Below are 25,722 nucleotides of genomic sequence, written 5' to 3'. Positions count from 1 at the left end.
TCAAGGTTGTTTCGTCAGTTTGTTTCCTTTTTCGTCGACCCAGCCGCATATCTTGGCGGGACAGCCCTTGACCAGCGCGTATGCCGGTACATCCTTTGTCACCACGCTCCCCGCACCCACCACGGCGTAAGCGCCCACGGTCGAGCCCCCCAGGATAGTGGCGCCTCCCCCGATGGAGCAACCCCGTTCCAGCAATGTCGTCTGGAACTTTGCCGGATATTGTTTCGAGCGGGGATATTTGTCGTTGGTAAAGGTGACGTTGGGCCCGATGAAGACATCGTCCTCCACCCTGAGCCCGTTCCATAGGTAAACACCCGCCTTGACGGTCACGTTATTCCCCACGACGACGTCTCCTTCGATAAAGGTGTGGCAATTGACATTGCAGCCCGAACCGATCCGCGCCCCTTTCAACACCACGGCAAATTGCCAGATGACCGTGCCTTGCCCGATCTCCTCCGTCTGGACGTCCGCCGTGGGGTGTATGAATCGTTCCTGTGTCATATCAATGCCTTTTGCGCCTGGGACCATTCGAGGTATTCGTCATAGTCCCGGATATAATCCTTGTCGTCGTATTTCTCGCTGGTCAGCACGAGACAAATAGACCCGGAGGAGAAGTTGACTTCCGACGCCCAGATACCGGGGGGTATATGCAGCCCCATATAAGGGCGGTTCAACTGAACGAGCCGTTGCGTCCGGCCGTCGTTGAGCAGCACCTCAAAGGCGCCGCTGGCTGCCACCAGGAACTGATGACACGTCCGGTGCGCGTGCGCGCCCCTGGACTCACCCCCGGGGATGTCGTAGAGATAAAAGACCCGCTTTACCGTAAAAGGCAACTGGCCCTGGCCCTCTACCACCGATATGAATCCCTTCCCCGTGTCGAGGCGGTTCAGGTAAAAAAGGGTGCAGTCAAATACGGTCTTTCGCATATCCTTTATATCGTTCGAAGTCATATATATAGTCTTCTCTGTCGAAAGGCGTACTGGCCAGGTGAAGCGCCAGCGAGTTGGTGGAGAAGTTCTCCATCTGCCGCCAGGTCATGGCGGGTACATAGATCCCATAGTAAGATCGGTTCAAATGAAATTTTTCCGTGCTCCCGTCCATCCTGGTCACCACCACGTCAAAGCTCCCGCTGAGCGCGATGATGATTTCTTCCTGCCGGTGATACGCATGACCGCCCCTGGTCTCCCCTCCCGGCACGTCATAGGTCCAGAAGACGCGCTCCATCTCAAAGGGGAGTTGCCCCGGGAACTGGGTGAACGTGAGGTTCCCCCGCGGGTCGAGGATCTTTGGGAATTGGATTATGCGGCAACCTTCCATGGCTTCAATTTTTGAACAAGTCCTTTTAACACCAGCTCCCTGAAATCCCTGATTTCGGTTGTCCGGAAAGCAAAGAATAAGGCCAGGTACACCACCCCATAAAAGGTGCATACAACAACGATCCGTAGGATGTCGTGTAAACCGGTCAACCGTTGATCCGCCATATAGGCCGGCAGGGCCGCAATCGCGGTAATGCCAAAAATGGGGGCGATGTCCTTCAGTTGCTCGTATAATGGATAACCGACCAGTTTTCCCGCAATGTACCCGTTGACGGCGAACAAAACCACGGAAGAAAATACCTGGTAATACAAAAGGCCTTTTATCCCGAAGGGGAATACCGAGCAAATCCCCAGGGTGATCAATACCTTTTCTATGATCATGACCTTTAGCAGCAGATCGCTTCTGCCCTTGGCCATCAAAATATTCTGGAAATACCCGTTCCCGGACAACACCATACCCGCCAGGCACAACAGCCTGAAATAGGGCACGGCGGGCAACCATTTGTCCGTCAGCAGCCACCGGAACAACGGCTCCGCCGTCAGGATCATCATCATCATGACGGGCAACAGGATAAAAAGCGCCTGCTGCATCAGCTTACGGTGGGCCCTCAGCAATTTTTCGGTATCGCTTTGTATAGACGCAAAGGCGGGGAATGTAACGTTGACAAGGGCCTGGAAAAGATTATCCACCGGGATCATCACCAGGCTATACGACCTCGTGTAATAGCCTACCTGGGCGGGTTGATAAAATTTACTGATGACGACGGCATAGATATTCTGATAGACCCGGTCCAGGAGGGTGGTCAGCAGGAAATTGGCCCCGAACGTAAAGTGTTTGCGGAATCGCGTCCGGCTGAAGGCAAGTCCGGGACGCCAGCCCGATGCCGTCCAGATAAACACGGTAAATAAGGCTGCCTGCGCGAAATTCATCCAGACCAGGCTCCAGACACCGTACCCCTTATAGGCAAGGACCACCCCGAGGATTCCGCTCAACAGTTCCGACGGCAGCAAACAGGCGGCCAGTTTTTTAAAATTCATTTCCCGGGTCAACCGGGTGGACTGTATCCCGGAAAAGGAGAACATGAGGATCGTGAGCATATAGACCCGGATGATGGGGGTCAATACCTCCTGTCTGAAAAAGGCGGCGATCAAAGGGGCTGTGGCAAACAAAAGGACATACAGGAAAACGCCGACACCGACATTGGAAATAAAGACGGTGGAATAGTCCAGTGCGTCCGGGTCTTTGTCCCGGATCAGGGCGGCGCCCAGGCCCCCACCGATAAGGGCTTCTCCTACCGCAATAAAAATGGCGACCATGCCGATCAGACCGAATTGAGACGGCGGCATCAGCCTGGCCAGAATGACCGATACGCCCAGGTTCAGCCCCAGCATGGTGAATTGCTGTCCTACGGACCAGAATATACCTGCTATGGTCTTTTTCCTAAGACTCATGACGGTACCATTCAAGGGTGACGGATAGGCCTTTTTCAATATCGAACCGGGGGGCGTAATCCAGCATGCGGGCCGCTTTCCCGATATCGGCCAGGGAATGCTTTATGTCCCCCTGACGGGGTGGGCCGTAAGTGGGCTGCCGGTGGGTGCCCGTTTGCGCTGTCAGGAGACGCCACAACCCATTGAGGGTAATATTCCGGCCGTAAGCGATGTTGAAGACCTCGTGCTTGTCCAGCGACCGCCCCTTTAACAAGGCGAGGATGTTTGCCTGGACGGCATTTTCTACAAAGGTGAAGTCCCGGGTTTGCTCCCCGTCCCCATTGATGGTCGGGGCGTTCCCTTGCAACGCGGCGCGGATGAACAGCGGTATGACCGCCGCGTAGGGCCCGTCCGGGTCCTGGCGTGGACCAAATACGTTAAAGTAACGCAGCCCCACGGTATGGAAGCCGTATACATCCGAAAAGACCTGGGCGTAGCGTTCATTGACAAATTTCGTCACCGCATAAGGGGACAGCGGGTTGCCGATCCGGTCCTCGACCTTTGGCAACTCCCGGGAATCCCCATAGGTGGATGAAGAGGCCGCATAGACCATTTTCAGCGTACTACCGGATTCCCGGGCGGCCTGTAATACATGAAGATGGCCCGTGATGTTGACGTCGTTGGTGGTCACCGGGTCCTTGACTGAACGCGGAACGGAACCCAGTGCCGCCTGGTGCGACACGAACTGAATCCCCTCGCAGGCGCGCCGGCAGGTGTCCATGTCCCGGATATCCCCTTCCATCCATTCGAAACCCGGATAGTCCCTAAATTCCCTGAGGTTGTCCAGGTGCCCGGTCGACAGGTTGTCCAGGACACGGATCCTGCCGGCCTTATGGCGGACCAGGTATTCCACGAGGTTGGAACCGATAAAGCCGGCCCCACCCGTGACGAGGAAGGAATGATCGGAAAGCGAACCGGTATGAAAGGGGTGTTCGAACATGGGTTATTTGGATGACGCTTGCTTGGAGAATATTTTTTGCCAGGGTTTGGATTTGGTATCGTCGTCGCTGTAATAACCGGACCCATAGCCGTACCCATACCCGTAGCCATAGCCATACCCCCCTCTTTTTTCCGCCTTGACGTCGTTGATGACGACAGAAAGCCCTTTCATCTTCCGGGAGAGGTACAACTCTTCGATCAGGCCTACCTGGCCTTTGCGCGTATACCCCTGGCGGGTGATGTAGATACAGGCATCTGCATACGGCGCGACCAGCAAGGCATCCGATACGAGCCCCACCGGGGGGGTATCGATGACGATAAAGTCGAAATTGGCGTGCAGGTACTCGAAAAGCGCATTGACTTTGTCCTGCATCAGCAGCTCCGCGGGATTCGGCGGTACCGGACCCGATCCGATGACAAACAAACCGGGCATACTGGGTACCGGTTTGGCCAGGTTTTTCATATCCTCGTTGGACACGACATAGTTGCTAAACCCCTGGTTGTTGTCCATGCCGAGGTCCGAGGACACCTTGGGTTTCCGGAGGTCCAGTTCCAGGAGCACGACTTTTTTACCGGTGATCGCCAAAGCGCCGGCGATGTTCATCGAGATAAAGGTCTTTCCCTCCCCGCTCATGCTCGACGTGACGAGGATCACCTGGTGCCGGCGGCCGGTTAGCATAAATTGCAGGTTGGCGCGCAGGATCCGGAACTGTTCTGCGAGGATGCTGCGGGCGTTGCCCCCCATGATCAGCGCTTCGCCGGTGCGGTTGTGCCCGACCTCCCCTAATATGGGCGCATCTGTGCGGGCAGTCACGTCTTTTTTGCCGGCGATCCGGTTGTTGATCAGCGACAGCAGGTAGATCAGGACCCCGGGGATAAGCACACCGACCGCCAGACCGGTCATGTAGATGTTACGGGCGTTGGGGCTAAACGGCGCGGCGTCCCTGCGGGCCGGTTCGATCAGCCTGGAGTTGGCAAGGGTGCCGGACTTTGAAATGGCGGTTTCTTCCCTTTTTTGCAAAAGGAACAGGTAGAGCTGTTGCTTGACCTGCTGTTCTCTGGAAATGTCGAGGAACGTCCGTTCCTTGGCAGGCGTTTGCCGGATGGTGCCCCCCACTTGGTCGAGTTTCCGGACCAACCCCTGGCTGGTGATCTGGAGGGTTTGCCGGACATTGTCCAGGCTGGCGAGGAGGTCATGTTTCAGGGTATCGATCCGGGCATTCATCTGCACCACCACCGGGTTGCGCGGAGCGGCGTTCGCCAGGAGGTTATCCCTTTCCGTTACTGCGGCGTTATATCTTTGGGCAAGCGCGGCATAAGCCGGATCCTGGTCTATAAGCGAAGGGGGCACCACCCTTTTGTCGTTTTTCCGCAAATAGTCTTCCACGGAATTCAATACTTCCAACCGGACCCCTTGTTGCACGACCTGTTGCTCCAGGTCATGATTGTCCCCGAGTGCCAGCTTGGACTGTTCTCCCAGGTCGGTGACCTGGTTGCGGGTTTTGAAATCCTGGATATGGTTCTCTACTCCCGACAGCTCCCTTTGCACGATTTCCAGGCGGTTGTTGATAAAATCGATGGTATTGTCCGCTGTCGAATTCTGGTCTTCCACGTTGGCCTGGGTATAGACGTCGTAAAGGGTGTTGAGGACGTCTTCCCCTCTTTTGGGAAGCGCGTCGGTAATATCCATCTCCACCACGTTGGTACCGTCCGAGCTTTGGGCAATCTTTGTCCGGGCCATATACGCCAGGGTTGTCTGGTCTTCCGGGGAGATAAAGACCTCGTACTGGCCTTCGGTCGTAAAAAAGGGTTGGTTTTTCAGGACGGTCATGACAATCCCTCCTTCCCGGATGGTGTCCCCCCACTGGCGTAACGCAGTGCCCTGGCCGGCCAACAGAATGCCGTCCCCTGCAGGACTCATGGTGATCGTCATGGCCCGGCCGGCGGCGGTGTCCTCCATGGATACCAACTGTATGTCAAAGGGGGCGTTCCGGTAGCGCTCGGTATGTTTAAACCGGCCCATGGAAAAACACGTGACGTTGAGCTGCAAGCGGTGGACCGTCCGTTTCATGAGCAGCTTTGTCCGGAGAATCTCCACGCCGTTACCGACGTCGTTGTTGTTATCGATGATGCTGAGCTGTGAAAGCTCCTCCGCCTGCGGGTTCGTGTTCTGCTTTTTGATGAGGAACCGGCACTGGACGTTATATACGGGTACGCTGTACCTCAAGTATATCTTGGCACAGGCCACGCAAAAGATGATGGACACAATAAACCAGTACCAGTAATGCACAAACCTGGAGAGTACCTCCATCAGGACGTTGACTTCCTTGGGGCTCCCTGAAGGCTGTCCTTGCAGGCGGTTTTCTATGGCGAGGGGTCCGTTCATGCGGGTTATTTTAGAAGATATACGAGGGAAAGGACCACAGCCAGCATGCCTGCCGCGAGGGAAACACCCCGGATCACGCGGTCGTCGGAGGCCGCGGACTTAGCCTTGTTGGGCTCCACATATACAACGTCGTTTTGGTGCAGGTAGAAATAAGGGGAACGGAATACCTGGCTGGACGTCAGGTCCAGTTTGGCGAAAGTCCTCACCCCCCCCTCTTCCCGGATAACGGTGACATTTTTACGCTTGCCGAAGATGGTCAGGTCCCCCGCCATCCCCAGGGCGTCCAGCAGCGTTGCTTTGCCGTCGGTGATCGGATAGGTGGCCGGACGCGCAACCTCTCCCAACACGGTGATCTTATAGTTCAGGTATTGTACGCTGACGTGTGGTTCTTTCAGGTAGTCCGAGTCCGCCAACCGCGCCATCAGCGTATCCCTCAGAACGGCGGTTGTCAGACCCGCAGCGTGGATCTTGCCCAGGATGGGAAAGTCGATGGTGCCGTCCGGGTCCACCTGGTAGGCATGGGCCCCGGTTGCTACAGCGCCCCCGGCTCCCGTACCCTGGGCGCTGCCTGGATTAAACGGCGCGCTGGCCACGGCATCGGCGCTGCTGACCTGAATACCTAAGACGTCACCCTGCTGGATGCGGGCTTCGAAATGTTGAATGGAATCTTGTACGTGGATCCTCGCAGTATCGTCCAGGTCGCGGAAGTAAACGATATTCCTGGAAGGGGTGCAGTAAGAAAGGGTTAACAGCACGGTCGTCGCCAAGCCAAAGGACACCCCATGGTTTTTCAAACGCTTCATAGAAGGATCTCGTGAGAGTGGATAATGGATTTTTCGCTAAACACAACAAATATAATCATTTTTAAAAGCTGTTGCCTATTTTTTTAGCCCAAAAGGGCCGCTGCCATCAAAAAGGACCAGCTCCCGTCCCCCCGCTCATACGCCCCGTGTGCCGCCGGTTTCCTCCTCAAAAGACGCCGGTCCAGAATACGCCGGTCGACCAGAAGTCCTATAGACGACCGTACCGCCCCGGCCACCTCCGCGTCGGTCATCCATGACCGTTGGGGAGGTTCAAAACCCACCTTGACCCGTCTCCAGGCGATTTCGCCCGGCAGGTCGTTTTCAAAAGCCGTTCTCAAAAGGTACTTGCTCCAGGGTCCGTGAATCTTCCACACCCCCGGCAGGGTAAAGATGTATGCCGCCAGCTCGTGGTCCAGGTAGGGTAAGCGTACTTCCCTGGAATGGGCGTTGGCATTGCGGTCCGCGTATCTCAACAGTTCCGGCAAACCCGTGACAAAGGTCTCGTTGTACAACAACTCCGACAACCCTCCTCCCGGTGAAGACACAGGACAAGGAGTCCTGCCGGCCTCATAAAAATCCCGGTTAAAGAGCGGTTGTAACGCTTGCCTCCAGGCCATCCTGGCCGTCTTATACCGCGCTGGCAAGAACGGTAAGTCCGGCGACAAAACTTTAAACGTTTCCTGGATTAACCGAAAATTAACAGACCTCCGCAGATGCGAAAGCGCCGCATTCAGCGCCGCCCGCGGGTTTTCGCGCCGGGCTTCCCTTATAAACTGCGGGTAGTGGTGACCGTAACCCCCGAGGATTTCATCCGCGCCCTGGCCATCGAGCAGCACCGTTACACCATGTTGCTTAGCCGCGCGCATGACCTCGAACTGGGCCAGTATACCCGCCGACCCAAAGGGCTCCTCCTGGTAATGCATCACTTCCCTTATTTTTTCCGGCAGATCCTTCCCCCCCGGAAAAACATCAACCTGGTCCGTGTCCGCGGCATGCGATGCCAGTCGTATGTACCGTCCTTCGTCCCTCGCAAAACCGGGGAACCGGGCGGAAAAAGTAGTCAGCCGGCTACCCTGTTCCCTCAGGTGCTTTGCCGCCAGTTGGACGACGATGCTGCTGTCCAGGCCGCCGGAGAGGCTCGATCCGACGGGAACGTCGGAGCGCAGGCGGCGGGTGACCGAGCGGGTCAATAACTCGTGCACCTTTAGGGCGGCTTCTTCCAGCGCGCCGCTTTCCCGGGCGCCGCCGTTTCGTGTCACGCCCCTGGCGATGCCGCCGCCCCGGCCGCCTTCCCCGGGCCCGCCCACCCGGGGAATGTCCCAGTAGCGGCGCTTTTCCAACCGTAAGGTATCCAAATCCAGCCGCAGGCAGTGGCTGCCTTCCAGGCTGTGTATGTCCGCGAAAAAGGTCCGTTCCGGTCTGCCCGCATCCAGGACCAGGCCGTAGGCCAGGTAATTGTACAGCATCCCCGGATCGACCTCCCTCCGGAAACCCGCGGCCCACAAGGCCTTCATTTCTGAGCCGAAAAGAAAGGACCGCCCCGGCGCATAGGCGTAATAAAACGGCCTTTCGCCAAATCGGTCCCGGGCGCAGAAAAGAGACCGTTCCCGGGCGTCGTGGATCGCAAAAGCAAACATCCCGTCCAGGCTGGAAAGACAGTCCTCCCCCCTCCATTCATACATGGCCAGGAGGACTTCCGTGTCCGATGTCGAGCGGAAGGAAACACCCCGGGCCTCCAGCTCTTTTTTTAGCTCTATGTAGTTATAGATCTCTCCGTTGTACACAAGGGTATACCTGCCCGAGGGATCGTGCATGGGCTGGGCCCCCGCCCCCGACAGGTCGATGACGGAAAGCCGCCTGCTGCCAAGGGCAATCCTGCCCTCCGGATCGATCCAGCCGCCTTCCCCATCGGGGCCGCGGTGGGCGATCGCATCCGTCATTTTTTTTAACCGGGGCGCGGAGACCTCGCGGGGGTCTACGCTGACGATACCGGCTATTCCGCACATAGACTCCGATTTATGCCTTGTAAAAGCGCTCGATCAGATCCACCACCTTCCACCCGTCCATGGGATCTATCGCCTGCTCCGCCCTGCCTTGCAGTACATCGACCACGCCGCTGAAAAAAAGCCGGTGGTTCTCCAACGACGTATGGCCGGTTTCGGGCGGGGGCGCCCCGTCCCGGAGGTGACAATAATCCACGCGTTCCATGTATTGGCCCCCCAGGCGGATTGTTCCGTATTCAGCCACAAGGGTAAGGCTGGTGTCCAGGTTCTTGTCCCACACCGCCGTCGAGAAATGAAAGGCGCCCATGGCGCCTCCTTTCAGGCTAAACTGGACCATACCCGAGTCCTGGAATTCCGCCAGCCCTTTATGGGTAAAGTCCGCCCAGCGGGACCGGATATCCGATAGGTCTCCAAACAACCAGTACAGCAAGTCGACCAGGTGGGAAAACTGGGTAAACAGCACGCCGCCATCCAGGTCTTTTCGCCCATGCCAGCCGCCCGGCACATAATAACGGCCGTCCCTGTTCCAAAAAGCATTGACCTGGACGAGGAAGATTTTTCCCAGCCGGCCCCCGCTGACGAGCGAGTGGAGCCAGTGCGCCGCCGATGCATACCTGTTTTGCATGACCACAAAAACCCGCTTGTCCATCCGCACCCCTGTTTCGATGATTCTCCGCGCATCCGCTCCCGTCAGGGCCAGGGGCTTTTCCACGATCACGTGTTTCCCCGCTTCCAGCGCCCGGCAGGCCTGGACGGCGTGATAGCCGTTGGGGGTGGCGATGTCCACTACGTCGATAGACGCGGACAGGGGGGATTCCAGGAGACTGTCCAGGGAGTCGAAGTGCGCGACCGGGGGTCCGCTGATTTCGCCGGGACCACTTTCGGGCGAGCTGTTTTCGCCCGGGCCTTTTTCGTACGGGTCCGCCACGGCCCGGAGCACGGTCTCAGGGTGCGACCCGATCAGGGAAGCATGGCGTTTCCCCATGCGACCATAGCCAACTACCGCAAATCCTATGGGCATCATTTGATTCTCGAAACCTTGTTGTTCTCCAACTTATACTCCTGCCCACTTTCCGGACAAACCGCGTGTCCGTTCCAGTCAAAGGCGAGGGCGTGACCGAACTCGCTGACCCAGCCCGTTTGACGGGCAGGGTTGCCCACCACCAACGCATAGTCGGGAACCGTTTTGGTCACCACGGCACCGGCCCCGATAAAAGCAAACTTGCCGATGTCGTGTCCGCAAACGATCGTCGCATTGGCGCCGATGGTGGCGCCCTCCCCGACATTCGTCTTTGAGAACTTTTCTTTCCGGACGACCGCGCTCCGGGGGTGGAGGACGTTTGTAAAGACGCAGGAAGGCCCGAGGAAAACATAGTCCCCCAAGGTGACGCCTGTGTAAATAGACACGTTGTTCTGTACTTTCACATAGTCCCCTAGGACGACATCCGCGGCTACGTGGACGTTTTGACCAAGGTTGCAGTGTTTCCCGATAACGGCCCCGGTCATGACGTGGCAAAAATGCCAGATGTTCGTCCCTTCTCCTATCCGGGAGCCCTCGTCGACGACGGAGCTTTCGTGTATGTAGTATCCTTTTTCGTTCATGGGTATTGTATTTTATAGCCGAAGCGCCCCCCAAGCCCGGGGCAACGCCGCTTTTACATCAAACAGGACCGCATCATCGCGCCCCATTTCACGGATGTCCATTTCCAAAAATTCCTCGTGGGCCACCGCCAGAATGATGGCATCAAAAACCTTGCCTTTGGGCAGGGCTTCCACCATCGGTATCCCGTACTCGGTGAGCACCTCATGGGCTGAGGCCCTCGGGTCGTGCAGGGTCACCCGTACATGATAACTCTCCAGCTCCCTGTATATATCAATCACCCGGGTATTGCGGACGTCAGGGCAATTTTCCTTAAACGTAAATCCCAACACCAGTACGTCCGAACCGTTGACGGGGATGTTGCTTCGGACCATTTGCTTGACAACCTGTTCGGCCACATAAGCACCCATGCCGTCGTTGAGCCTTCTTCCCGCCAGGATGATCTCGGGGTGATACCCGACCTCCTGCGCCTTTTGGGTAAGGTAATACGGGTCGACGCCGATGCAGTGTCCACCGACCAGTCCCGGTGTAAACCGCAAAAAATTCCACTTGGTCCCTGCCGCCTCCAACACCTCCCGGGTATCGATGCCCAAAAGGGTAAAGATCTTGGACAGTTCGTTGACAAAGGCAATGTTGATGTCCCGCTGGCTGTTCTCGATCACCTTGGCCGCTTCCGCCACCCGTATGCTCGATGCCTGGAACGTTCCCGCACTGATCACGCTTGCATACAGGTCGTTGATCGTCTTTGCCGCCTCCGGGGTGGAACCCGAGGTCACCTTCAGGATCTTGGTCACGGTGTGTTCCTTATCCCCCGGGTTGATCCGTTCGGGGGAATAACCCGCAAAGAAATCTACATTGAACCTGAGGCCTGAAACCCGCTCCAGCACCGGCACGCATTCCTCTTCCGTCACACCGGGATAAACGGTCGACTCATAGACCACGATGTCCCCCTTTTTGAGCACCTTCCCGACAGTCTCGCTGGCCTTGTACAAAGGCCCCAGGTCGGGGCGGTTGTACTTATCCACGGGTGTAGGCACCGTCACGATATAAAAGGTGGCGGTTTCCAGGTCTTCCCGGCGGTGGGTAACGAAAAGCCCCCGGGCGCCCTTGTCCGCTGCGCGCACCTCCTCCAGCTCTTTCTTACCGACCTCCAGCGTCTTGTCAAAACCCTTTGTCAATTCGGCCACGCGTTCCGGGTTGATGTCAAAACCCGTGACGACGTGTTTGCGGGCAAAAGCCGCGGCCAAAGGCAAGCCAACATAACCCAATCCAATAATGGCGATATTCCGGACGTCAGACATAAGATATTTTCGGAAGGGTAATATTACATAGAAAAAACAAGATTAAGTAGACATCGTACCTTTGCCCCCCATGCATTATGCTTCGGTAGACCATATCAGCAAATCTTTTGGCGCCAGGAATCTTTTTGAATCCATATCGTTCCACCTGGAAGAGGGGGACAAGATCGCCTTGATTGCCCGCAACGGCAGCGGCAAATCCACGCTGCTGCAGATCATCGCGGGCCTGGACACCCCGGATAACGGGACCGTATGGGTCCATAAGGACGTAAAAGTCGTCCTTCTTCCGCAGGAATCCGCCTACAACCCCGACCTCAGCGTTTGGGACAACCTCCTGAGCATGGATCACCCGGTCGTGCGGGCGGTCAAGGCGTATGAGTTGTACCTGGAGGAGGGCGCGGCGGCGCCTCCCGGGGGCGAGGCCCCCGCGGGAGCGGCGCCTTCTGGAAGCGCGGGCGGCGACGACGCCCGGCTGGGCGACCTCTTGCACGAGCTCGACCGGCTGGACGCCTGGCAATTCGAAGCCCAGGTCAAGCAGATCCTCGGGCGGCTCTCCCTTCACCACCTGAAAGCACCGATGCGGCAATTGTCCGGCGGACAACGCAAACGCGTCGCCCTGGCGCAAGCCCTTCTGGAAGCCCAGCTCCACGGCCCCCAAACCCTGATGCTGCTGGACGAACCGACCAACCACCTCGACGTAAGCATGATCGAATGGCTGCAGGAATACCTGTCGGCCGCCCGTTGCACGGTCTTGCTGGTTACCCACGACCGTTACTTCCTGGACAACGTTTGTAACGAGATCATCGAGCTCGATACGAATATGGCCTACGTCTACCGCGGGGACTATGACTTCTTTTTGACAACAAAGGCAGCCCGGCAGGAATCGGATGCCGCCACGGGGGCGAAAAACCAAAACCTCTTCCGGAAGGAGCTGGAGTGGATGCGCAAACAACCCAAGGCCCGGACCACCAAGTCCCGGTCGAGGGAGGAACAGTTCTATGCCCTGGAGGAAAAGGTCAAACAAAAGACGGAGTTTTCCGAATTGACCCTCCAGGCAAAAATGACGCGTCTGGGCGGGAAAATCATGGAGTTGAAAAAGGTCTACAAGGCCTACGGCCCCCACGTCATCCTCAAAGGCTTCGACTATACGTTCAAACGGGGAGAGCGCATCGGTATCGTCGGTAAAAACGGGGTGGGCAAGTCCACCTTTATCCGGATGCTCATGGGGCTGGAGGAAGCGGACAGCGGGAAGATCAACCCCGGGGAAACGGTGGTTTTTGGTCACTTCTCCCAGGACGGGCTGGAATGGACGGAGGACATGCGGGTCATCGAATACGTCAAAACGATGGCTGAGTTTTTTCCCCTGGCAGACGGCACCAAGATCAGCGCGGCCCAGTTCCTGCAGCTTTTTGCTTTTCCCCCCGAACAGCAATACACCTATCTTTCCAAGCTGAGCGGGGGAGAGAAAAAACGGCTTCAGCTCCTGACCATACTTTTCCGGAATCCCAATTTCCTCGTTCTCGACGAACCCACCAACGACCTGGACCTGCAAACACTGCGGATCCTCGAAGATTTTCTGGCCGACTTCGGGGGGTGCCTGCTGATCGTTTCCCACGACCGGTACTTTATGGACAGGGTGGTGGACCACCTCTTCGTCTTTGAAGGCGAGGGCCAGGTAAGGGACTTCCCGGGGAATTATACCCAGTACCGGGAGGCGGTGCGCGCAGAAGAGCGCGCCGCGGCGACCGGCGGGGCTTCCGCTGCCGCGGCCACCGCCCCGTCCGGGCCTGGCGCCACATCTGCCGGCGGAGCCGCCGGCACTTCCGGCGCTGCCGCGCCGGCTTCGGCCGCATCCGGCGGCGCAGCGGCGCCAAAGGCGCCCAAGCTCACCTTCAAGGAGAAACGCGAATTTGAACAACTTGAACAGGAACTGCCCGCGCTCGAAAAAGAGAAAAAGGAACTCGAAGACAAGATGAGCAGCGGGGCACAGTCTTACGAACAGCTCCAACAGGCAGGCGCGCGTATCCAGGAAATCGCCGCATTGCTGGAAGAAAAGGAGATGCGCTGGCTGGAGCTGAGCGAGCGCCAGGGCTAGAGCAGCTCCTTCTCGCTGATCAGTTTATTTTTCAGGGCGTAGATGACAACCCCCGCGGTATTCTTGACATTCATCTTTTCCAGGATGCGCGTCCTGTACCCCTCGACGGTACGCCGGCTGAGAAAAAGGCTTTCCCCCATCTCCTGGGCGGTGAATTGTCTGCATATCAGTTTTATGATCTCCATTTCACGATCGGAAAATTCGACGACCTCACGTTTCCGGAAGGGGTTGAAATTGCTCTTTACGATCATGCCGGCCAGGGTGGCGGACGTATCCCTGCAATAATATTCCCTGTTGTCCATCACGGAAGCGATGGCGTCCAGGATCTCTTGTTTGTCGGCATTTTTCAGCAGGTATCCTTTGGCGCCCGCTTCGAGCATCTCCACGATCAGGTTTTCCTCGGAAAACATCGACAGTGCGATGATCCGGAGGTCGGGGAATTCCTTGAGCAGTACCTTGGTGGCCTCGATGCCATCCATATTCGGCATCTTTATATCAGCCAGGACGACGTCTACATTGGGCGTCGTCTCCCGGACGAGCGAGAGCAGCTCTGTCCCGTCCGACGCCTGTCCGGCGAGGATCATGTGTTTCTGTCGGGACAGCATCAGAGCCAGCCCGTCCCTAAAGATCTCATGGTCATCGGCGATGACCAACCGGATCGGAGCAGTCATACGTAAGCAATTTACTACAAAGGTATTTCAATATAGTATCGGGTCCCCTCCTGGGGCTTACTTTCGATGCTCAGGGTCCCCCTGAGGATTTCTGCCCGGCTTTCCAGACTTCTTAGCCCTAACCCTCCCGATGTTTCTCTCGCCTTTTGCGCGTCAAAACCGTGTCCGTCGTCCTTGGTCATGACCAGGAGGCGGTTGCTCTCATGGGAAATACCGATGTGGAGGTGTCTGGCCCCGGAATGTTTGATCGTATTGTGTACGATTTCCTGGACCATCCGGAATACGTGGATCTCCTTTTCCTTCGGGATAGCGATCTCCTTCCAGCAGTGGAGCTGGATCCGGACAGGCGCCGTCCCGTTCAGGTGGCCGATAAATTCCTTCACCGCCTCCAGCAGCCCCTTTCGTTCCAGGGAAATGGGCAGGAGGTTGTACGAGATCTCCCTCATGTTCGATATGATCTCGTCTATGTATTTGCCGGATTTTTCCAACACCTGCCGCTCGAAGACATTCTCCGTTTCGATGCTTCCCATGTTCAGTTTCACCGTGCTGAGCAAGGGGCCCAGGCTGTCATGCAGGTCACCGGCAATGCGCTTACGCTCGTTTTCGAGGATGGTCACTTCTGCCAGAATGCGGTCCCTTTGGAGCCGGACATACCGCCGGTGGTAACGAATGATGGATACCACAAAGAACAGAAGGATCACCCCTACCAGGCAACCGGTTAGCAAAGTGGTATATAGGATCTTATCCCCCATGATCAATTGTCGTCCCCGATCTGGTCGAAGATCCGTTCAAATGCCGAGCTCCGTTTCCGGGGTATCAGCAGGACTGCCACTACAAATACGACATTTACAAAAGCATTCACGTAACTGAACAAACTGATGATTTTATAATTAACCCCTTTGGTCTGGTCTGACCCGCTAGCAAGGGACGCTCCTTCGTACAGGACCTGGTACAGGAAAAAGATAATAAAAGCAAGGCAAATGACAAAACGGGCATTCTTATACAGGTTGCGGCTTTCGTGGGTGATCATGCGGTTGATCTCGTTTATGCTTAACAAAACAATCACGAACGGATAAAGGATCCTGTAAAAGGGGAAGTCAAAATCATTTAAATGGAAAAACACAAGATTGCACACCGTCCACACAACAAGGCTGCCGGCCTGGAGCGCATAAAACCACTTCAATGGTGAACCAAATGAACGGAGACTATTCCAGCAATAAAACTGCCAGAAAATGACCGAACACTCCAGCAATCCATAAATATTGACGCTGGGCGCATTGCCGATATGTGGAAGCCTTGAGATCAACCAGAAGGAAACGACCTCCTGGATGACCCCAAGGCTCAACAGGACAAAAAACGGGTAAAATGCCTTGTCTATCCTCCTCAAGCGAAACAATGCAACGCAAAACGGGATAAGCAGGATTTCGCTCAGTAAAAAGTGGAAAAACGAATGTGTGTTCAAGTTCTTTTTTGATTGACGATATCAATCACACTGTGTGGGACAACGCTGTCCGATGTCCACCCCCTGCGTATCATCGGTTGAGGAAGCAGACCTCGGCGCGGTCTGACCTGTATTGGTTGCCGGCAATTTGACGAGCACCGTGTGTATGTCTCGCCCATCTTTATTGACGGGGAAAAGGACCAGCCGGACCTGACCGGAATCGTCCCGGCCGAGGTAGATCCGGATCCCCGTTGCCCCGTCCGCGTTCAACAAGGCGGCGATGGCATCCCGGTTAAAGGACTCCCCGATCGGAAGCTGGAATTCCTTGTTCAGGAAAGAGTCGTTGGCGGCCACCCGCAGCAACTCCTGCTTAGCCACGGCGAAGGATTTGATGTACGCCTCTGCTTTGGTGGTAGAAATGATGTGTTCCGCGGCCTTTTCTTCGTTTACGGGAATTTTCCCATCCCCGGGACGGCAACCGGTTAACATCCCGGCCAGAACGGCGCCGGCGAGTAAGAGTTGGACATTGATTGGTTTCATTGATTTGCGTTTTTTTTGTCAGTATACCCGGCCCAAAATAAAACAAGTCCTGGCTAAAACAAACACGTAAGAATGCCCATAAGTCTTGCGTAGTTATACGCGAAGCGCCCATGGGGCGCTGGCGGGGCGCGACGCCCCTCACCCACGGGCCACAAAAAAGCCCCTCGCGGGAGGGGCTTTGACTATGCTTATGCTTTTGGCGGTTGTTCACCTTGTGGCTGCCGGCCACCGGACCGGTCGCCCTGGGAGCGCTCTCCTTGCGGCCGGTCGCTCTGCGGGCGTTCTCCTTGCGGCCGATCCCCCTGGGATCTTTCCCCCTGGGGGCGTTCTCCTTGCGGCCGATCCCCCTGGGGGCGCCCACCTTGTTGGGGCCGCCCACCGGAGCGGTCCCCCTGCGGGCGGTCGCCCTGGGGTTTGTCTCCTTGGGGCCGGTCGCCCTTCCGGCGGTCCTGACCGCGTTGGTCATTCCGACGATCGCCGCCGCCTTGACCCTGACGTTCGCCGCCGCCCTGACCCTGACGGTCACCGCCTTGACGATCGTGGCCGCCCTGGCGTTCGCTACCCTGACGATCCGGGTTACCCTGGCGGTCGCCACCCCCCTGGCGCTCGGGCGCGCCTTCCTTTTTCCTTGCCTCCTGGGGACGCCCACCACCTTGCCCTTCGGGGCGGCGGCCCTGGTCGGACCGGCGCTGTTCGCCCCGGCCACCCTGGCGGTTGCCACCGTCCGGCCGTGCGCCTCCGCCGTCCGGCCGTGCGCCGCCACCTGGCCCGGCTTCCGGTTTCCCGGCTGTTTCGGGTTTGGCTTCCCGGCGGTTTTCCTTGCGCCCCTCGCGTTCTTTTTGTTTGCGGCGTTTGCTGTTTCTTTCCAGGCTGCGCAGGCTGATGTGCCCTACCAGCTCCACGAACTCGGGTTCGGTTTCCTTGGCTTTAGACACGGAGACCTCGGCTATCTGGAGCTCTTCCGGCCGTTGCCCCTGGTGGTTGAGGTGCTGGATCTGCCGGACCCGCTCTATGGTCAGGGGATATTGTTTGTTGCTGTCGGGCAGGGTATACCACATGAGGCTGCGGAAGATGTCCTTTTTGACCAGGGTCGCCGTGCCCTTGGCCATGATGAGGGTTTCGACCCCTTCCGGGAACCCCTGGAGTGCGTCCAGGTAGGTATCCAGCTCGTAGTTGAGACAGCACTTCAGGCGGCCGCATTGGCCGCTGAGTTTTGTCTGGTTGATGCTCAGGTTCTGATAACGCGCGGCCGTCGTATTCACACTTTTGAAGTCAGTCAGCCAGGTGGAGCAACAAAGCTCCCGGCCGCAGCTGCCGATGCCCCCCACCTTCGCCGCCTCCTGGCGGATCCCGATCTGGCGCATCTCGACCTTGACCCGGAACTCTGAGGCGTAGACCTTGATGAGCTCCCGGAAATCCACGCGGTCGTCCGCGGTATAAAAAAAAGTAGCTTTTTTGCCGTCCGCCTGGAATTCTACCTCGCACACCTTCATCTGAAGGTTCAGCTGGCGCGCGATCGCCCTGGAGCGGATCATAGCGGCGGGTTCGCGCTTTTTGTTCTCCTGCCATTTGGCAAGGTCCTGTTCTCCGGCCCGGCGGAGTATCTTTTTGATGTCGGGGTTACGCTCGTCGATATTCCTTTTCTTGAGCTGCAAACGCACCAGTTCCCCCGTAAGGCTGACCGATCCTACGTCATAACCGCTGACGCCCTCCACGGCCACCATGTCCCCCTTCTCGAAATGGTGGAGGGTCGTATTCCGGTAATAATCCTTACGGCTTCCGTTATTAAAAGAAATCTCGACAATTGAACAACTGCTCCCGGGGTCACTGAACGGCAGATTGGCGAGCCAATCGTGTACGTTCATTCTGTTACATCCACCCGAACTACATCCCCCGTTACTCTTACATCCTGCCGGTTTACCATTCACAACAGTACCACAACTTCCACATCCCATATATAGATTTATATTATAGTGATAACGGCCCCCTTCTTTCCAAACCTCTACTAGTCAGGGCCTAATTAACCAAAATTAGCGATTTGTTGGCAATGATATGGTACAATTTAAGGGTCAGGGCATGGAAGAGCATCTTCGCGTTGGCATTCCGCTCGATATAATAACTGGCCTCGTCCAGGATCTTCAACAAGGCCTCTTGTTGCTCTCTGGACGCTATTCGGTTCAATCTCAGGGCGAAATCGCGCTCTGTTTCGGGCATTTGGCCCTCCTGGTCCCCCATACACCCCAGCCGGATGGCAGTCTCCAGGAGGTGGTTGAAATAGCGCAAAAACTGTTTTTGACGCTCCCGGCCCAGCTTGCTGATGGCCTCCACCCATTTGACCTGTGCCACCGGTCCGTTTTTCAGGACGGCGTTGAGCCATTCCCGGAGCAATGCCTGCCAGTCGTCGTCGGCATGCTGGAGCTGTTGCAACGCCTCCCGGTAGTTCCCCTCGCTGATGCTCGCGATCATGACGGCCTTTTCGTTGTCCAGACCCGCCCGCGCCATGAGCCCGGCCGACACATCGGGGTCTGACAGCGGGGGCACCTTGATCAACTGGGTGCGCGAAAGGATCGTCGGCAGGATCAGACCCTCCTGTTCCGCGACCAGGATAAACAAGGTATTGTCAGGGGGTTCTTCGATGATCTTCAGCAGTTTATTCCCTTCGTTTCCCAGGTATTCGGGCATCCACAGCACGAGGACCTTGGTGGGGCTTTCAAAACTTTTCAGGTTGAGCTTCCGGACGATCTCCCCGCACTCCTGGGCGGTGATGTTCCCTTGTTTGTTCTCCGCCCCGATCGATTGCAACCAGTCGTAGGCATTCCCATAAGGGCGCTGACGGATAAACTCCCGCCATTCCGTGATATAGTCGGTACTTACGGGTTTGTCCCCTGGTTTGCGGGGTATGACGGGATACGTAAAGTGGATGTCGGGATGGATCAGGCCGGCGGCCTTCTGACAGGAGGGGCAGACGCCGCAGGCGTCGTCGGGGTACACCACCGCGGCGGGCGCGGGTGCCGGGTCGCCAAACAGCGAAGCCGCCGCGCTCGCCGCCTTGCGCTGTGGCAACCGCTCGCAAGTCACATACTGCGCCAGCGCCAGCGCCAGGGACAACCCGCCGGCACCTTCCGGCCCTAGCAGGAGCAAGGCGTGGCTGAGGCGGTTCGCGCTGACCATCCCCCGGATGTGGGCCTTGAGGTCGGTCTGGCCTATGACGTCTTTAAATTGCACGACCGCAATATAGGTTATCGCGGCCGGACTGCCGCTATTCGTACCGCAACGCCTCGATGGGATCCAACCGCGAAGCCTTCTGTGCCGGGTAGTACCCAAAAAATATCCCGGTGACCGCGCAAACCAGGAAAGAGAGAAGGATGGATGATTCCGACACCAGGGTGGGCCAGGTCAGGAAGATGGTCACGAGCTTGGCCGCGGTGACGCCGAGGATAACGCCGATGATGCCTCCCGTAATGGAGATCAGGAGGGCTTCCAGCAGGAACTGAAGGAGGATGTCGATGCCCCGGGCACCGATCGACATGCGAAGCCCGATTTCCTTTGTCCGTTCTGTTACGGAGACGTACATGATGTTCATGATGCCGATACCGCCGATGACCAGGGAGATCCCGGCGATGGCGGTCAGCAGGACGGTCAGGAGCTGGCTGGTGGAAGAGAATGTATTGAGGAGCTCGGCCTGGGACCGGACCTGGAAGTCGTCCTGGTCGGTGGACCGGAGCCGGTGGGACGCGCGCAGGATCTGGCTCATCTCGTCGACGGCCTGGTCGGCGGAATTTTCGTCCACGGCGGCGGCGTAGATGTTTTGCAGGTAAATGGTAGAAAGAATGCGCTTCATGACGGTGGTGTAGGGCGCGATCACAATGTCGTCCTGGTCCTGGCCAAAAGCATTCTCCCCCTTGACACTGAGCAGGCCGATCACTTTGAACGGGACGGCATTAAACCGGATAATTTTTCCGACCGGACTTTCTCCTCCGGGGAAAAGATTGGAAGCGACCGTCTGACCGATCAGGCATACCTTGGCGGCGGCGTTAACGTCGTCGTCCGAAAAGGCGATCCCGTCTTTGAGGGGCCACTCCCGGATGTCGAGGTACTCGGGACTGACGCCCTGGATCGTGGTCGGCCAGTTTTGGGAACCGTTGATGGTTTGTCCTTTGGTGGAAATCCCGGGGGAAACGGCGTTTACGAAGTGTGCTTGTTTCTGCAGGGCGGTCACGTCGGCTAAGGTAAGGGTCTGGACCGACGTGGCGTCCAGGCGGGCACCGGCGGCCACGTTGCTGTTGGGACGGACCGTGATCATGTTGGACCCCATGGAGGCGATCGATTGCTGGATGCTTTGTTTGGATCCCTGGCCGATGGCTACCATGGTGATCACCGCGGCGACCCCGATAATGATGCCGAGCATGGTCAGGAAGGCGCGCAGCTTGTTGCGCAGCAACGCCCGCCAGGCGATTTGTATTAGGTTAAATGCGTTCATATTAGTAGTCGTCCGACACGGGAAGCGCAGCGAGCACTTCGCGCGCGGATCGTTTATTCTCGTTGGCGTAATCCTTCATCAATTTGCCATCGCGAAGCATGACCGTACGGCTGCTGAACGAGGCGATATCCGGTTCGTGGGTGACAAAGACGATGGTCTTTTGCTGTGTTGCGTTGAGCTCCTGGAAAAGGGCCATGATCTCGTAGGACGTCCGGGAATCGAGGTTCCCCGTGGCTTCGTCGGCAAGGATCATGACGGGCTCATTGACCAGGGCGCGGGCGATGGCCACGCGTTGTTGCTGACCACCGGATAGCTGGCTGGGGGTGTGGTCGAGGCGGTCGGCGAGCTTGACCGCTTCCAGGGCCTTGATGGCCCGTTCCCGCCGGTCGTGGGCGGAGACGGAAGAGTTGTACAACAACGGCAGCTCCACGTTTTCGAGGGCGGAGGTCCGGGGGAGCAGGTTGTAGGCCTGGAAAACGAACCCGATCTTGAGGTTGCGCAGCCGTGCCAGGTCGTTTCTGGACAAGGCGCCGATGTCGACCCCGTCGAGCAGGTATTTCCCGTCCGTGGGTTTGTCCAGACAGCCCAGGATATTGAGCATCGTCGTTTTGCCCGATCCGCTGCTGCCCATGATCGTCACGAACTCCCCGGCGGTCACGTCGAAGGTGACGCCTTTGAGCGCCCGGACGACTTCCGTGCCCATGTGGAACTCGCGCTTCAGGTTTTGTATTTCCAGAATTTTGTTCGCCATAGTTCGAATTTGTTGACGTGCAAAGCCGGGCGCTAATTTGCCGCCGGCTTTTTCGTCGTGCTGCTCCCACCCCGGCGCGGCATAAACGGACTGGTGGCCGTGGTGGTCGCGGCGGGGGCGGTGCCCGCGGCCTGTGTGCCGACCACGATCGTCTCGTCCCCCGAAAGCCCGCTCACTACCTCCACGTTGGTATCATCGTTGAGCCCGGTCCGGATGACCTTTTGTACCAGGGAGTCTCCACTCCGGATCCAGATGGCGGCACGCCGGCCTTTGTTCGAATTTTTTTTCACGACCTCCCCGGCAAGGCCGATGGTGTCCAGGCGGGCAGTCGTTCTGATATGGGCGGCCTCCGGATTTTCGACGACCTTATAATTCTTTGCGAGCGAGGGGTCGGGGCTAAACTTGAGCGCCTTGGCGGGGATCAGCATCACGCCCGAGTCTACTTGGGTGAAAATAGAGATGTTGGCCGTCATGCCGGGCTTCAGCTTTTTGTCCTGGTTCGGCGCGGCGATGATCGTCGTGTAGGTGACCACGTTGGAGGAGGTCGTCGGGTTGAGCCGTACGTCCTGTACGATCCCTTCGAATACATTATTCGGGAAAGCATCCACCGTAAAGGTGACGTTTTGCCCGTTGGTGACGTTGCCGATGTCGGCTTCGTCTACCGCGGCCTGGACCTGCATCTTTGTAAGGTCGCGGGCGATGATGAATAAGGTCGGGGTACTAAAACTGGCGGCCACTGTCTGCCCGGCGCTGATGGCCCGGGACAACACCGTTCCGTCGATGGGTGAATAGATGCTGGCGTAGGCCAGGTTTTGCCGGGCGCCCCTGAGCTGCGACGCAATGCTGTTCACCGAGCCTTCGGCCGCCTGGTATTGGTATTCCGCCGTCTCATAGTCCGCTTTGCTGATGGCGCCCGTATTATAAAGGAGTTGCTGGCGTTCGAAGTTGGCTTTTTCAAAAACCACCTGACTTTGGGCCGCGGCCAGGGAGCCCTCGAACTGAGCGACGCTGGCGTTTAGGAGGGATTTGTCGAGCTCGGCCAGCAATTGTCCCTTTTTGACGACCGAATTGAAATCCACGTATACCTTGGCAATGGTACCCGATTCCTGGGTGCCGACCGCCACGGTATCCACGGGCTGCAAAGAGCCCGTTGCCGTCACGCTTTGGGTAATGGTCCCCATAAACGCTGTAGCGGTAAGCACCTGTGCGGGCTTGTCTTTTTTGACAAACCCAAAAAACCAAACGGCCGCACCCGCCAGGACAACGAGCCCTGCGATCCACCAGCCTATATAATTTTTTTTCTTCTTCATAAATGTATCAGTTCAGGTTTATGGGTGCACCGGTATAAAAGTCGTAGATCTTGACATCCAGGACAGCATTGTATTTGGCCTGTACATACGCTTGCAGTGCCTGTATATAGGCGTTCTTTTGCTGGAGGAATTGTACCGTATTGGTCGCCCCGACCTTGAGCTCTTCGGTGGCGATCCGGTAGCTTTCTTCCGTATACCGGAGCTGGTCTACGGCTGCGTTGTATTGTCCCTGGGCGTTGACGACGTTGATGTAATACTGTTCAACCGTTTGGGAGAGGGCCGTGGTGGCGCTCTTAAGGTTGAGCTCCTGCTGCCGGATCTCGATCCTGGCGTTCTCTACATTGGTCCGGTTGATCCTGTTGGCAAAAATAGGGATTGACAAGGTCACCCCTATCTCCTGGAAAAAGTTGTCGTCGAGCTGCTGGAAATAGGCGTCTTTGCTGTTGTTGGAAAACCCCGTCGATAGTTCAGCATTTGCTTTCAGCGTCGGGTAGTAACCAGCCCTGGCTTTTGCCAGGTCCAGCCGGGCGCTTTGTACACCCATCTGTCCGATCTGGATCTCGGGTCTTGTCCGGTAGGCGGCCTGCTGGGCGCTGTCCAGCGAAGGCACCAACGCGGTAGCCATCAGGGTATCTTTGGGTGTGGCGATGTCAAAGGTGGTACCGTAGGGCAGTTGCAACAGCACCTTGAGGTTGAGTAATGCCTGCCGGAGGTTGCTCTGACCCGTGACCAGCGTGTACTGGTCCGTAGCCAGTTGGGCCTGGAGCTGCGCCAGGTTTACTTTGGCGATGCTGCCCGCGTCATATTCCTGCTGGGCTTGTTTGACCTGGGCTTCCGAAGTGGTGACCAGGTCCTTTTCATAAACGATCGTTTCCTTGGCCAAAAGGATGTTCAGATAAGCCGCCGTGATCTGCACGTCTATGTTGGCGATGTCTTCTATGACGGCAAGGTTGTCGGATTTAACGATAAGTTGATTTTGGCGGACGACGTCGTTCAGGTAGCCGCCCTGGTAGAGGGTCATCCCCGAAGTTGCACTATAGTCGCTGGCAAAGCTGGATTGGGTTTGAAAGCCACCCACGACCGGGTTGGCATTCTTGCTGTGTGTATAGGTTTGACTCGTGGAACCGTAAAGGTTGGGTAGTTTGGCCGCCTTGGAAAGGAGCAGTTCCTGTTGACCGGTCTCCACGTTCAAACGGGCGGAGCTGATGGTAATGTTGTTATCCCTGGCATACGTCAGGCAGGTTTTAAGATCCCAGACAGTAGAATCCTGTGCCCTGGAAGGATGCGCCAGACATAAGCCCCAACCCAGCAGGATCGCCGGCAGACGATGTGGTATCATAAGAAATTTAAAATACAACAATTAAGTTTACACAGACACGCTGAAAATTAGTATTTTCATGGGGTGCGTTTGACTTGTGCCGAAAGTATATAAATATCGTCTTTATCCCTCCAAAAAGCAAGCCAGCCGGATCGATAGGTCCATTGACGTTTGCCGGTTGGTTTATAATCTAGCCCTCGAAGTAAAAATTTGGGCTTACCGCAATGGGACAAACATTTCAGCCATTGACCTTTGTTATCAACTGGTCGATCTTAGGCAAACCTTTGATTGGATAAAGGAAGTAGATAGCCAGGCGTTACAGGCATCTGTCAAAAAGGTAGACGTTGCTTTCAAGAATTTCTTCCGTGGAAGTGGATTTCCCAAGTTCAAAAGCAAACGGAACGGTGGGAGTTTTCAATGTCCCAACAACACCAGGAAGATAGATTGGGGGAATGGAACTTTGACCATCCCCAAAATAAAGGACATTCCCATTGTACTATCCAGGAAATTCGAGGGTAAGATCAAAACCGTGACGATCAGCAGGACGGCTACGGGCAAATATTTTGCGTCCATTCTGGCTGAATTGGCCCATGACAAGATCCAGCCCTCAAAAACGGAGCGAGCCATAGGTATAGACATGGGGTTAGCACATTTTGTAGTGCTATCGAATGGAGAAAAGATCGACAATCCCAAATATCTTGCAACATCTTTGACCCGTCTAAAGGTCATGCAACGGAGGGCGATCAGAAAGAAAAAGGGGAGCCAAAACCGAACGAAAGCCAACCGAAAGGTGGCGGTCCTCCATGAGAAAATAGCGAATCAGCGGAATGATTTCTTACAAAAGCTTTCCACACGGCTCATCGTTGATAACCAAATCGATACGTTCTGTGTGGAGAATCTTCGGGTGAAGAATATGGTCAAAAACCATAGGCTTGCCCGAGCAATCAGCGACGTGGGTTGGTCTATGTTCATAACGATGTTGGAATACAAGGGTCGATGGTGTGGTAAGCGGGTTTTTCGTATAGACCAGTGGTATCCCAGCTCTAAGACCTGTTCCCATTGTGGCTATATATTTGAAGAGCTGGACCTGTCGTTGCGCGAATGGATCTGTGCATCCTGCCAGACAACCCATGACAGGGATGTGAATGCGGCTAGGAATATCCTGTCAAAAGGAATAGAATCAGGGGTGGGTAGCTCCGAAGAGCCTGTGGAGCCACGGCGGATGCGCCGGACGATGAAGCAGGAAAGGATACAAATGTGAATTTGTATAGTATTGCCAA

At 56.5% G+C, this 25,722-nt stretch carries 23 protein-coding genes; 2 read left to right on the top strand and 21 right to left on the bottom strand.

Features of this window, described 5'->3' with window-relative positions; all coding sequences use genetic code 11:
• The 11 genes from EDB95_RS27840 to EDB95_RS05130 form a co-directional block, all read right to left on the bottom strand.
• The gene (locus EDB95_RS27840; protein WP_133991251.1) at positions 1-501 is read right to left on the bottom strand and encodes an acyltransferase; all 501 of its coding nucleotides are present in this window, start codon (positions 499-501) and stop codon (positions 1-3) included.
• On the bottom strand, positions 498-926 hold the full coding sequence (locus EDB95_RS05175; RefSeq protein WP_133991249.1) for a sugar 3,4-ketoisomerase: 429 nt from the start codon (positions 924-926) through the stop codon (positions 498-500). The genes EDB95_RS27840 and EDB95_RS05175 overlap by 4 nt, the downstream gene beginning before the upstream one ends.
• Positions 907-1,317: a sugar 3,4-ketoisomerase gene (locus tag EDB95_RS05170; protein ID WP_133991247.1), complete on the bottom strand. Its 411-nt coding sequence runs from the start codon at positions 1,315-1,317 to the stop codon at positions 907-909. The genes EDB95_RS05175 and EDB95_RS05170 overlap by 20 nt, the downstream gene beginning before the upstream one ends.
• Positions 1,299-2,768 (bottom strand): lipopolysaccharide biosynthesis protein, encoded by a 1,470-nt coding sequence (locus tag EDB95_RS05165; protein WP_133991245.1) that lies wholly within the window; start codon positions 2,766-2,768, stop codon positions 1,299-1,301. Before EDB95_RS05165 ends, EDB95_RS05170 begins: the two co-directional genes overlap by 19 nt.
• The gene (locus EDB95_RS05160; RefSeq protein ID WP_133991243.1) at positions 2,758-3,747 is read right to left on the bottom strand and encodes an SDR family oxidoreductase; all 990 of its coding nucleotides are present in this window, start codon (positions 3,745-3,747) and stop codon (positions 2,758-2,760) included. Before EDB95_RS05160 ends, EDB95_RS05165 begins: the two co-directional genes overlap by 11 nt.
• Before the next feature lie 3 nt (positions 3,748-3,750).
• On the bottom strand, positions 3,751-6,132 hold the full coding sequence (locus tag EDB95_RS05155; protein ID WP_133991241.1) for a GumC family protein: 2,382 nt from the start codon (positions 6,130-6,132) through the stop codon (positions 3,751-3,753).
• A 5-nt stretch (positions 6,133-6,137) separates the two neighbouring features.
• A complete protein-coding gene (locus EDB95_RS05150; protein WP_133991239.1) occupies positions 6,138-6,935 on the bottom strand; it encodes a polysaccharide biosynthesis/export family protein in 798 nt (265 codons plus the stop codon).
• A gap of 83 nt (positions 6,936-7,018) precedes the next feature.
• Complete coding sequence (gene asnB / locus EDB95_RS05145) at positions 7,019-8,941, bottom strand: asparagine synthase (glutamine-hydrolyzing) (RefSeq protein ID WP_133991237.1); 1,923 nt, start codon at positions 8,939-8,941, stop codon at positions 7,019-7,021.
• A gap of 10 nt (positions 8,942-8,951) precedes the next feature.
• Positions 8,952-9,962, bottom strand: a complete 1,011-nt coding sequence (locus EDB95_RS05140; RefSeq protein WP_133991235.1) for a Gfo/Idh/MocA family protein — start codon at positions 9,960-9,962, stop codon at positions 8,952-8,954.
• Positions 9,959-10,540, bottom strand: a complete 582-nt coding sequence (locus EDB95_RS05135) for an acyltransferase (RefSeq protein ID WP_133991233.1) — start codon at positions 10,538-10,540, stop codon at positions 9,959-9,961. The genes EDB95_RS05140 and EDB95_RS05135 overlap by 4 nt, the downstream gene beginning before the upstream one ends.
• Before the next feature lie 12 nt (positions 10,541-10,552).
• Positions 10,553-11,839, bottom strand: a complete 1,287-nt coding sequence (locus EDB95_RS05130; RefSeq protein ID WP_133991232.1) for a nucleotide sugar dehydrogenase — start codon at positions 11,837-11,839, stop codon at positions 10,553-10,555.
• A gap of 70 nt (positions 11,840-11,909) precedes the next feature.
• On the opposite strand from EDB95_RS05130, the gene EDB95_RS05125 reads away from it, so the two are divergent.
• Positions 11,910-13,931 carry an ABC-F family ATP-binding cassette domain-containing protein gene (locus EDB95_RS05125; protein ID WP_133991230.1) on the top strand — a complete coding sequence of 674 codons (2,022 nt, stop codon included), beginning with the start codon at positions 11,910-11,912 and terminating at the stop codon, positions 13,929-13,931.
• Here EDB95_RS05125 and EDB95_RS05120 read toward each other — a convergent pair.
• The 10 genes from EDB95_RS05120 to EDB95_RS05075 form a co-directional block, all read right to left on the bottom strand.
• A complete protein-coding gene (locus EDB95_RS05120; RefSeq protein ID WP_133991228.1) occupies positions 13,928-14,602 on the bottom strand; it encodes a response regulator transcription factor in 675 nt (224 codons plus the stop codon). The genes EDB95_RS05125 and EDB95_RS05120 overlap by 4 nt on opposite strands.
• Before the next feature lie 14 nt (positions 14,603-14,616).
• Positions 14,617-15,354 (bottom strand): sensor histidine kinase, encoded by a 738-nt coding sequence (locus EDB95_RS05115; RefSeq protein ID WP_133991226.1) that lies wholly within the window; start codon positions 15,352-15,354, stop codon positions 14,617-14,619.
• 2 nt (positions 15,355-15,356) lie between these two features.
• Positions 15,357-15,989 carry a hypothetical protein gene (locus tag EDB95_RS05110; protein WP_133991224.1) on the bottom strand — a complete coding sequence of 211 codons (633 nt, stop codon included), beginning with the start codon at positions 15,987-15,989 and terminating at the stop codon, positions 15,357-15,359.
• 96 nt (positions 15,990-16,085) lie between these two features.
• Entirely contained in the window at positions 16,086-16,583 is a 498-nt protein-coding gene (locus tag EDB95_RS05105) for a hypothetical protein (RefSeq protein ID WP_133991222.1), read from the bottom strand.
• 188 nt (positions 16,584-16,771) lie between these two features.
• A complete protein-coding gene (ricT, locus tag EDB95_RS05100; protein ID WP_246073523.1) occupies positions 16,772-18,448 on the bottom strand; it encodes a regulatory iron-sulfur-containing complex subunit RicT in 1,677 nt (558 codons plus the stop codon).
• A gap of 151 nt (positions 18,449-18,599) precedes the next feature.
• Positions 18,600-19,808: a DNA polymerase III subunit gene (locus tag EDB95_RS05095; protein ID WP_133991218.1), complete on the bottom strand. Its 1,209-nt coding sequence runs from the start codon at positions 19,806-19,808 to the stop codon at positions 18,600-18,602.
• Between the two features lie 34 nt (positions 19,809-19,842).
• Positions 19,843-21,063, bottom strand: coding sequence for an ABC transporter permease (locus tag EDB95_RS05090; RefSeq protein ID WP_133991216.1), 1,221 nt, complete (start codon positions 21,061-21,063; stop codon positions 19,843-19,845).
• A 1-nt stretch (position 21,064) separates the two neighbouring features.
• Positions 21,065-21,814 (bottom strand): ABC transporter ATP-binding protein, encoded by a 750-nt coding sequence (locus EDB95_RS05085; protein ID WP_133991214.1) that lies wholly within the window; start codon positions 21,812-21,814, stop codon positions 21,065-21,067.
• 32 nt (positions 21,815-21,846) lie between these two features.
• The gene (locus EDB95_RS05080) at positions 21,847-23,124 is read right to left on the bottom strand and encodes an efflux RND transporter periplasmic adaptor subunit (RefSeq protein WP_133991211.1); all 1,278 of its coding nucleotides are present in this window, start codon (positions 23,122-23,124) and stop codon (positions 21,847-21,849) included.
• Positions 23,125-23,131: 7 nt separating this feature from the next.
• Entirely contained in the window at positions 23,132-24,463 is a 1,332-nt protein-coding gene (locus tag EDB95_RS05075; protein WP_133991209.1) for a TolC family protein, read from the bottom strand.
• A gap of 76 nt (positions 24,464-24,539) precedes the next feature.
• On the opposite strand from EDB95_RS05075, the gene EDB95_RS05070 reads away from it, so the two are divergent.
• Positions 24,540-25,703: an RNA-guided endonuclease TnpB family protein gene (locus tag EDB95_RS05070; protein WP_211352048.1), complete on the top strand. Its 1,164-nt coding sequence runs from the start codon at positions 24,540-24,542 to the stop codon at positions 25,701-25,703.
• Positions 25,704-25,722: the final 19 nt, after the last annotated feature.

The sequence above is a fragment of the Dinghuibacter silviterrae genome, assembly GCF_004366355.1.
In the GTDB taxonomy this organism is placed as follows: Bacteria; Bacteroidota; Bacteroidia; order Chitinophagales; family Chitinophagaceae; genus Dinghuibacter; species Dinghuibacter silviterrae.
This window is presented reverse-complemented; position numbering and strand designations above follow the sequence as displayed.

Coding starts and splice junctions, on each gene's coding strand:
- EDB95_RS27840 (WP_133991251.1), bottom strand. CDS start 501: ATGACACAGGAACGATTCATACACCCCACGGCGGACGTCCAGACGGAG.
- EDB95_RS05175 (WP_133991249.1), bottom strand. CDS start 926: ATGCGAAAGACCGTATTTGACTGCACCCTTTTTTACCTGAACCGCCTC.
- EDB95_RS05170 (WP_133991247.1), bottom strand. CDS start 1,317: ATGGAAGGTTGCCGCATAATCCAATTCCCAAAGATCCTCGACCCGCGG.
- EDB95_RS05165 (WP_133991245.1), bottom strand. CDS start 2,768: ATGAGTCTTAGGAAAAAGACCATAGCAGGTATATTCTGGTCCGTAGGA.
- EDB95_RS05160 (WP_133991243.1), bottom strand. CDS start 3,747: ATGTTCGAACACCCCTTTCATACCGGTTCGCTTTCCGATCATTCCTTC.
- EDB95_RS05155 (WP_133991241.1), bottom strand. CDS start 6,132: ATGAACGGACCCCTCGCCATAGAAAACCGCCTGCAAGGACAGCCTTCA.
- EDB95_RS05150 (WP_133991239.1), bottom strand. CDS start 6,935: ATGAAGCGTTTGAAAAACCATGGGGTGTCCTTTGGCTTGGCGACGACC.
- asnB (WP_133991237.1), bottom strand. CDS start 8,941: ATGTGCGGAATAGCCGGTATCGTCAGCGTAGACCCCCGCGAGGTCTCC.
- EDB95_RS05140 (WP_133991235.1), bottom strand. CDS start 9,962: ATGATGCCCATAGGATTTGCGGTAGTTGGCTATGGTCGCATGGGGAAA.
- EDB95_RS05135 (WP_133991233.1), bottom strand. CDS start 10,540: ATGAACGAAAAAGGATACTACATACACGAAAGCTCCGTCGTCGACGAG.
- EDB95_RS05130 (WP_133991232.1), bottom strand. CDS start 11,839: ATGTCTGACGTCCGGAATATCGCCATTATTGGATTGGGTTATGTTGGC.
- EDB95_RS05125 (WP_133991230.1), top strand. CDS start 11,910: ATGCATTATGCTTCGGTAGACCATATCAGCAAATCTTTTGGCGCCAGG.
- EDB95_RS05120 (WP_133991228.1), bottom strand. CDS start 14,602: ATGACTGCTCCGATCCGGTTGGTCATCGCCGATGACCATGAGATCTTT.
- EDB95_RS05115 (WP_133991226.1), bottom strand. CDS start 15,354: ATGGGGGATAAGATCCTATATACCACTTTGCTAACCGGTTGCCTGGTA.
- EDB95_RS05105 (WP_133991222.1), bottom strand. CDS start 16,583: ATGAAACCAATCAATGTCCAACTCTTACTCGCCGGCGCCGTTCTGGCC.
- ricT (WP_246073523.1), bottom strand. CDS start 18,448: ATGAACGTACACGATTGGCTCGCCAATCTGCCGTTCAGTGACCCCGGG.
- EDB95_RS05090 (WP_133991216.1), bottom strand. CDS start 21,063: ATGAACGCATTTAACCTAATACAAATCGCCTGGCGGGCGTTGCTGCGC.
- EDB95_RS05085 (WP_133991214.1), bottom strand. CDS start 21,814: ATGGCGAACAAAATTCTGGAAATACAAAACCTGAAGCGCGAGTTCCAC.
- EDB95_RS05080 (WP_133991211.1), bottom strand. CDS start 23,124: ATGAAGAAGAAAAAAAATTATATAGGCTGGTGGATCGCAGGGCTCGTT.
- EDB95_RS05075 (WP_133991209.1), bottom strand. CDS start 24,463: ATGATACCACATCGTCTGCCGGCGATCCTGCTGGGTTGGGGCTTATGT.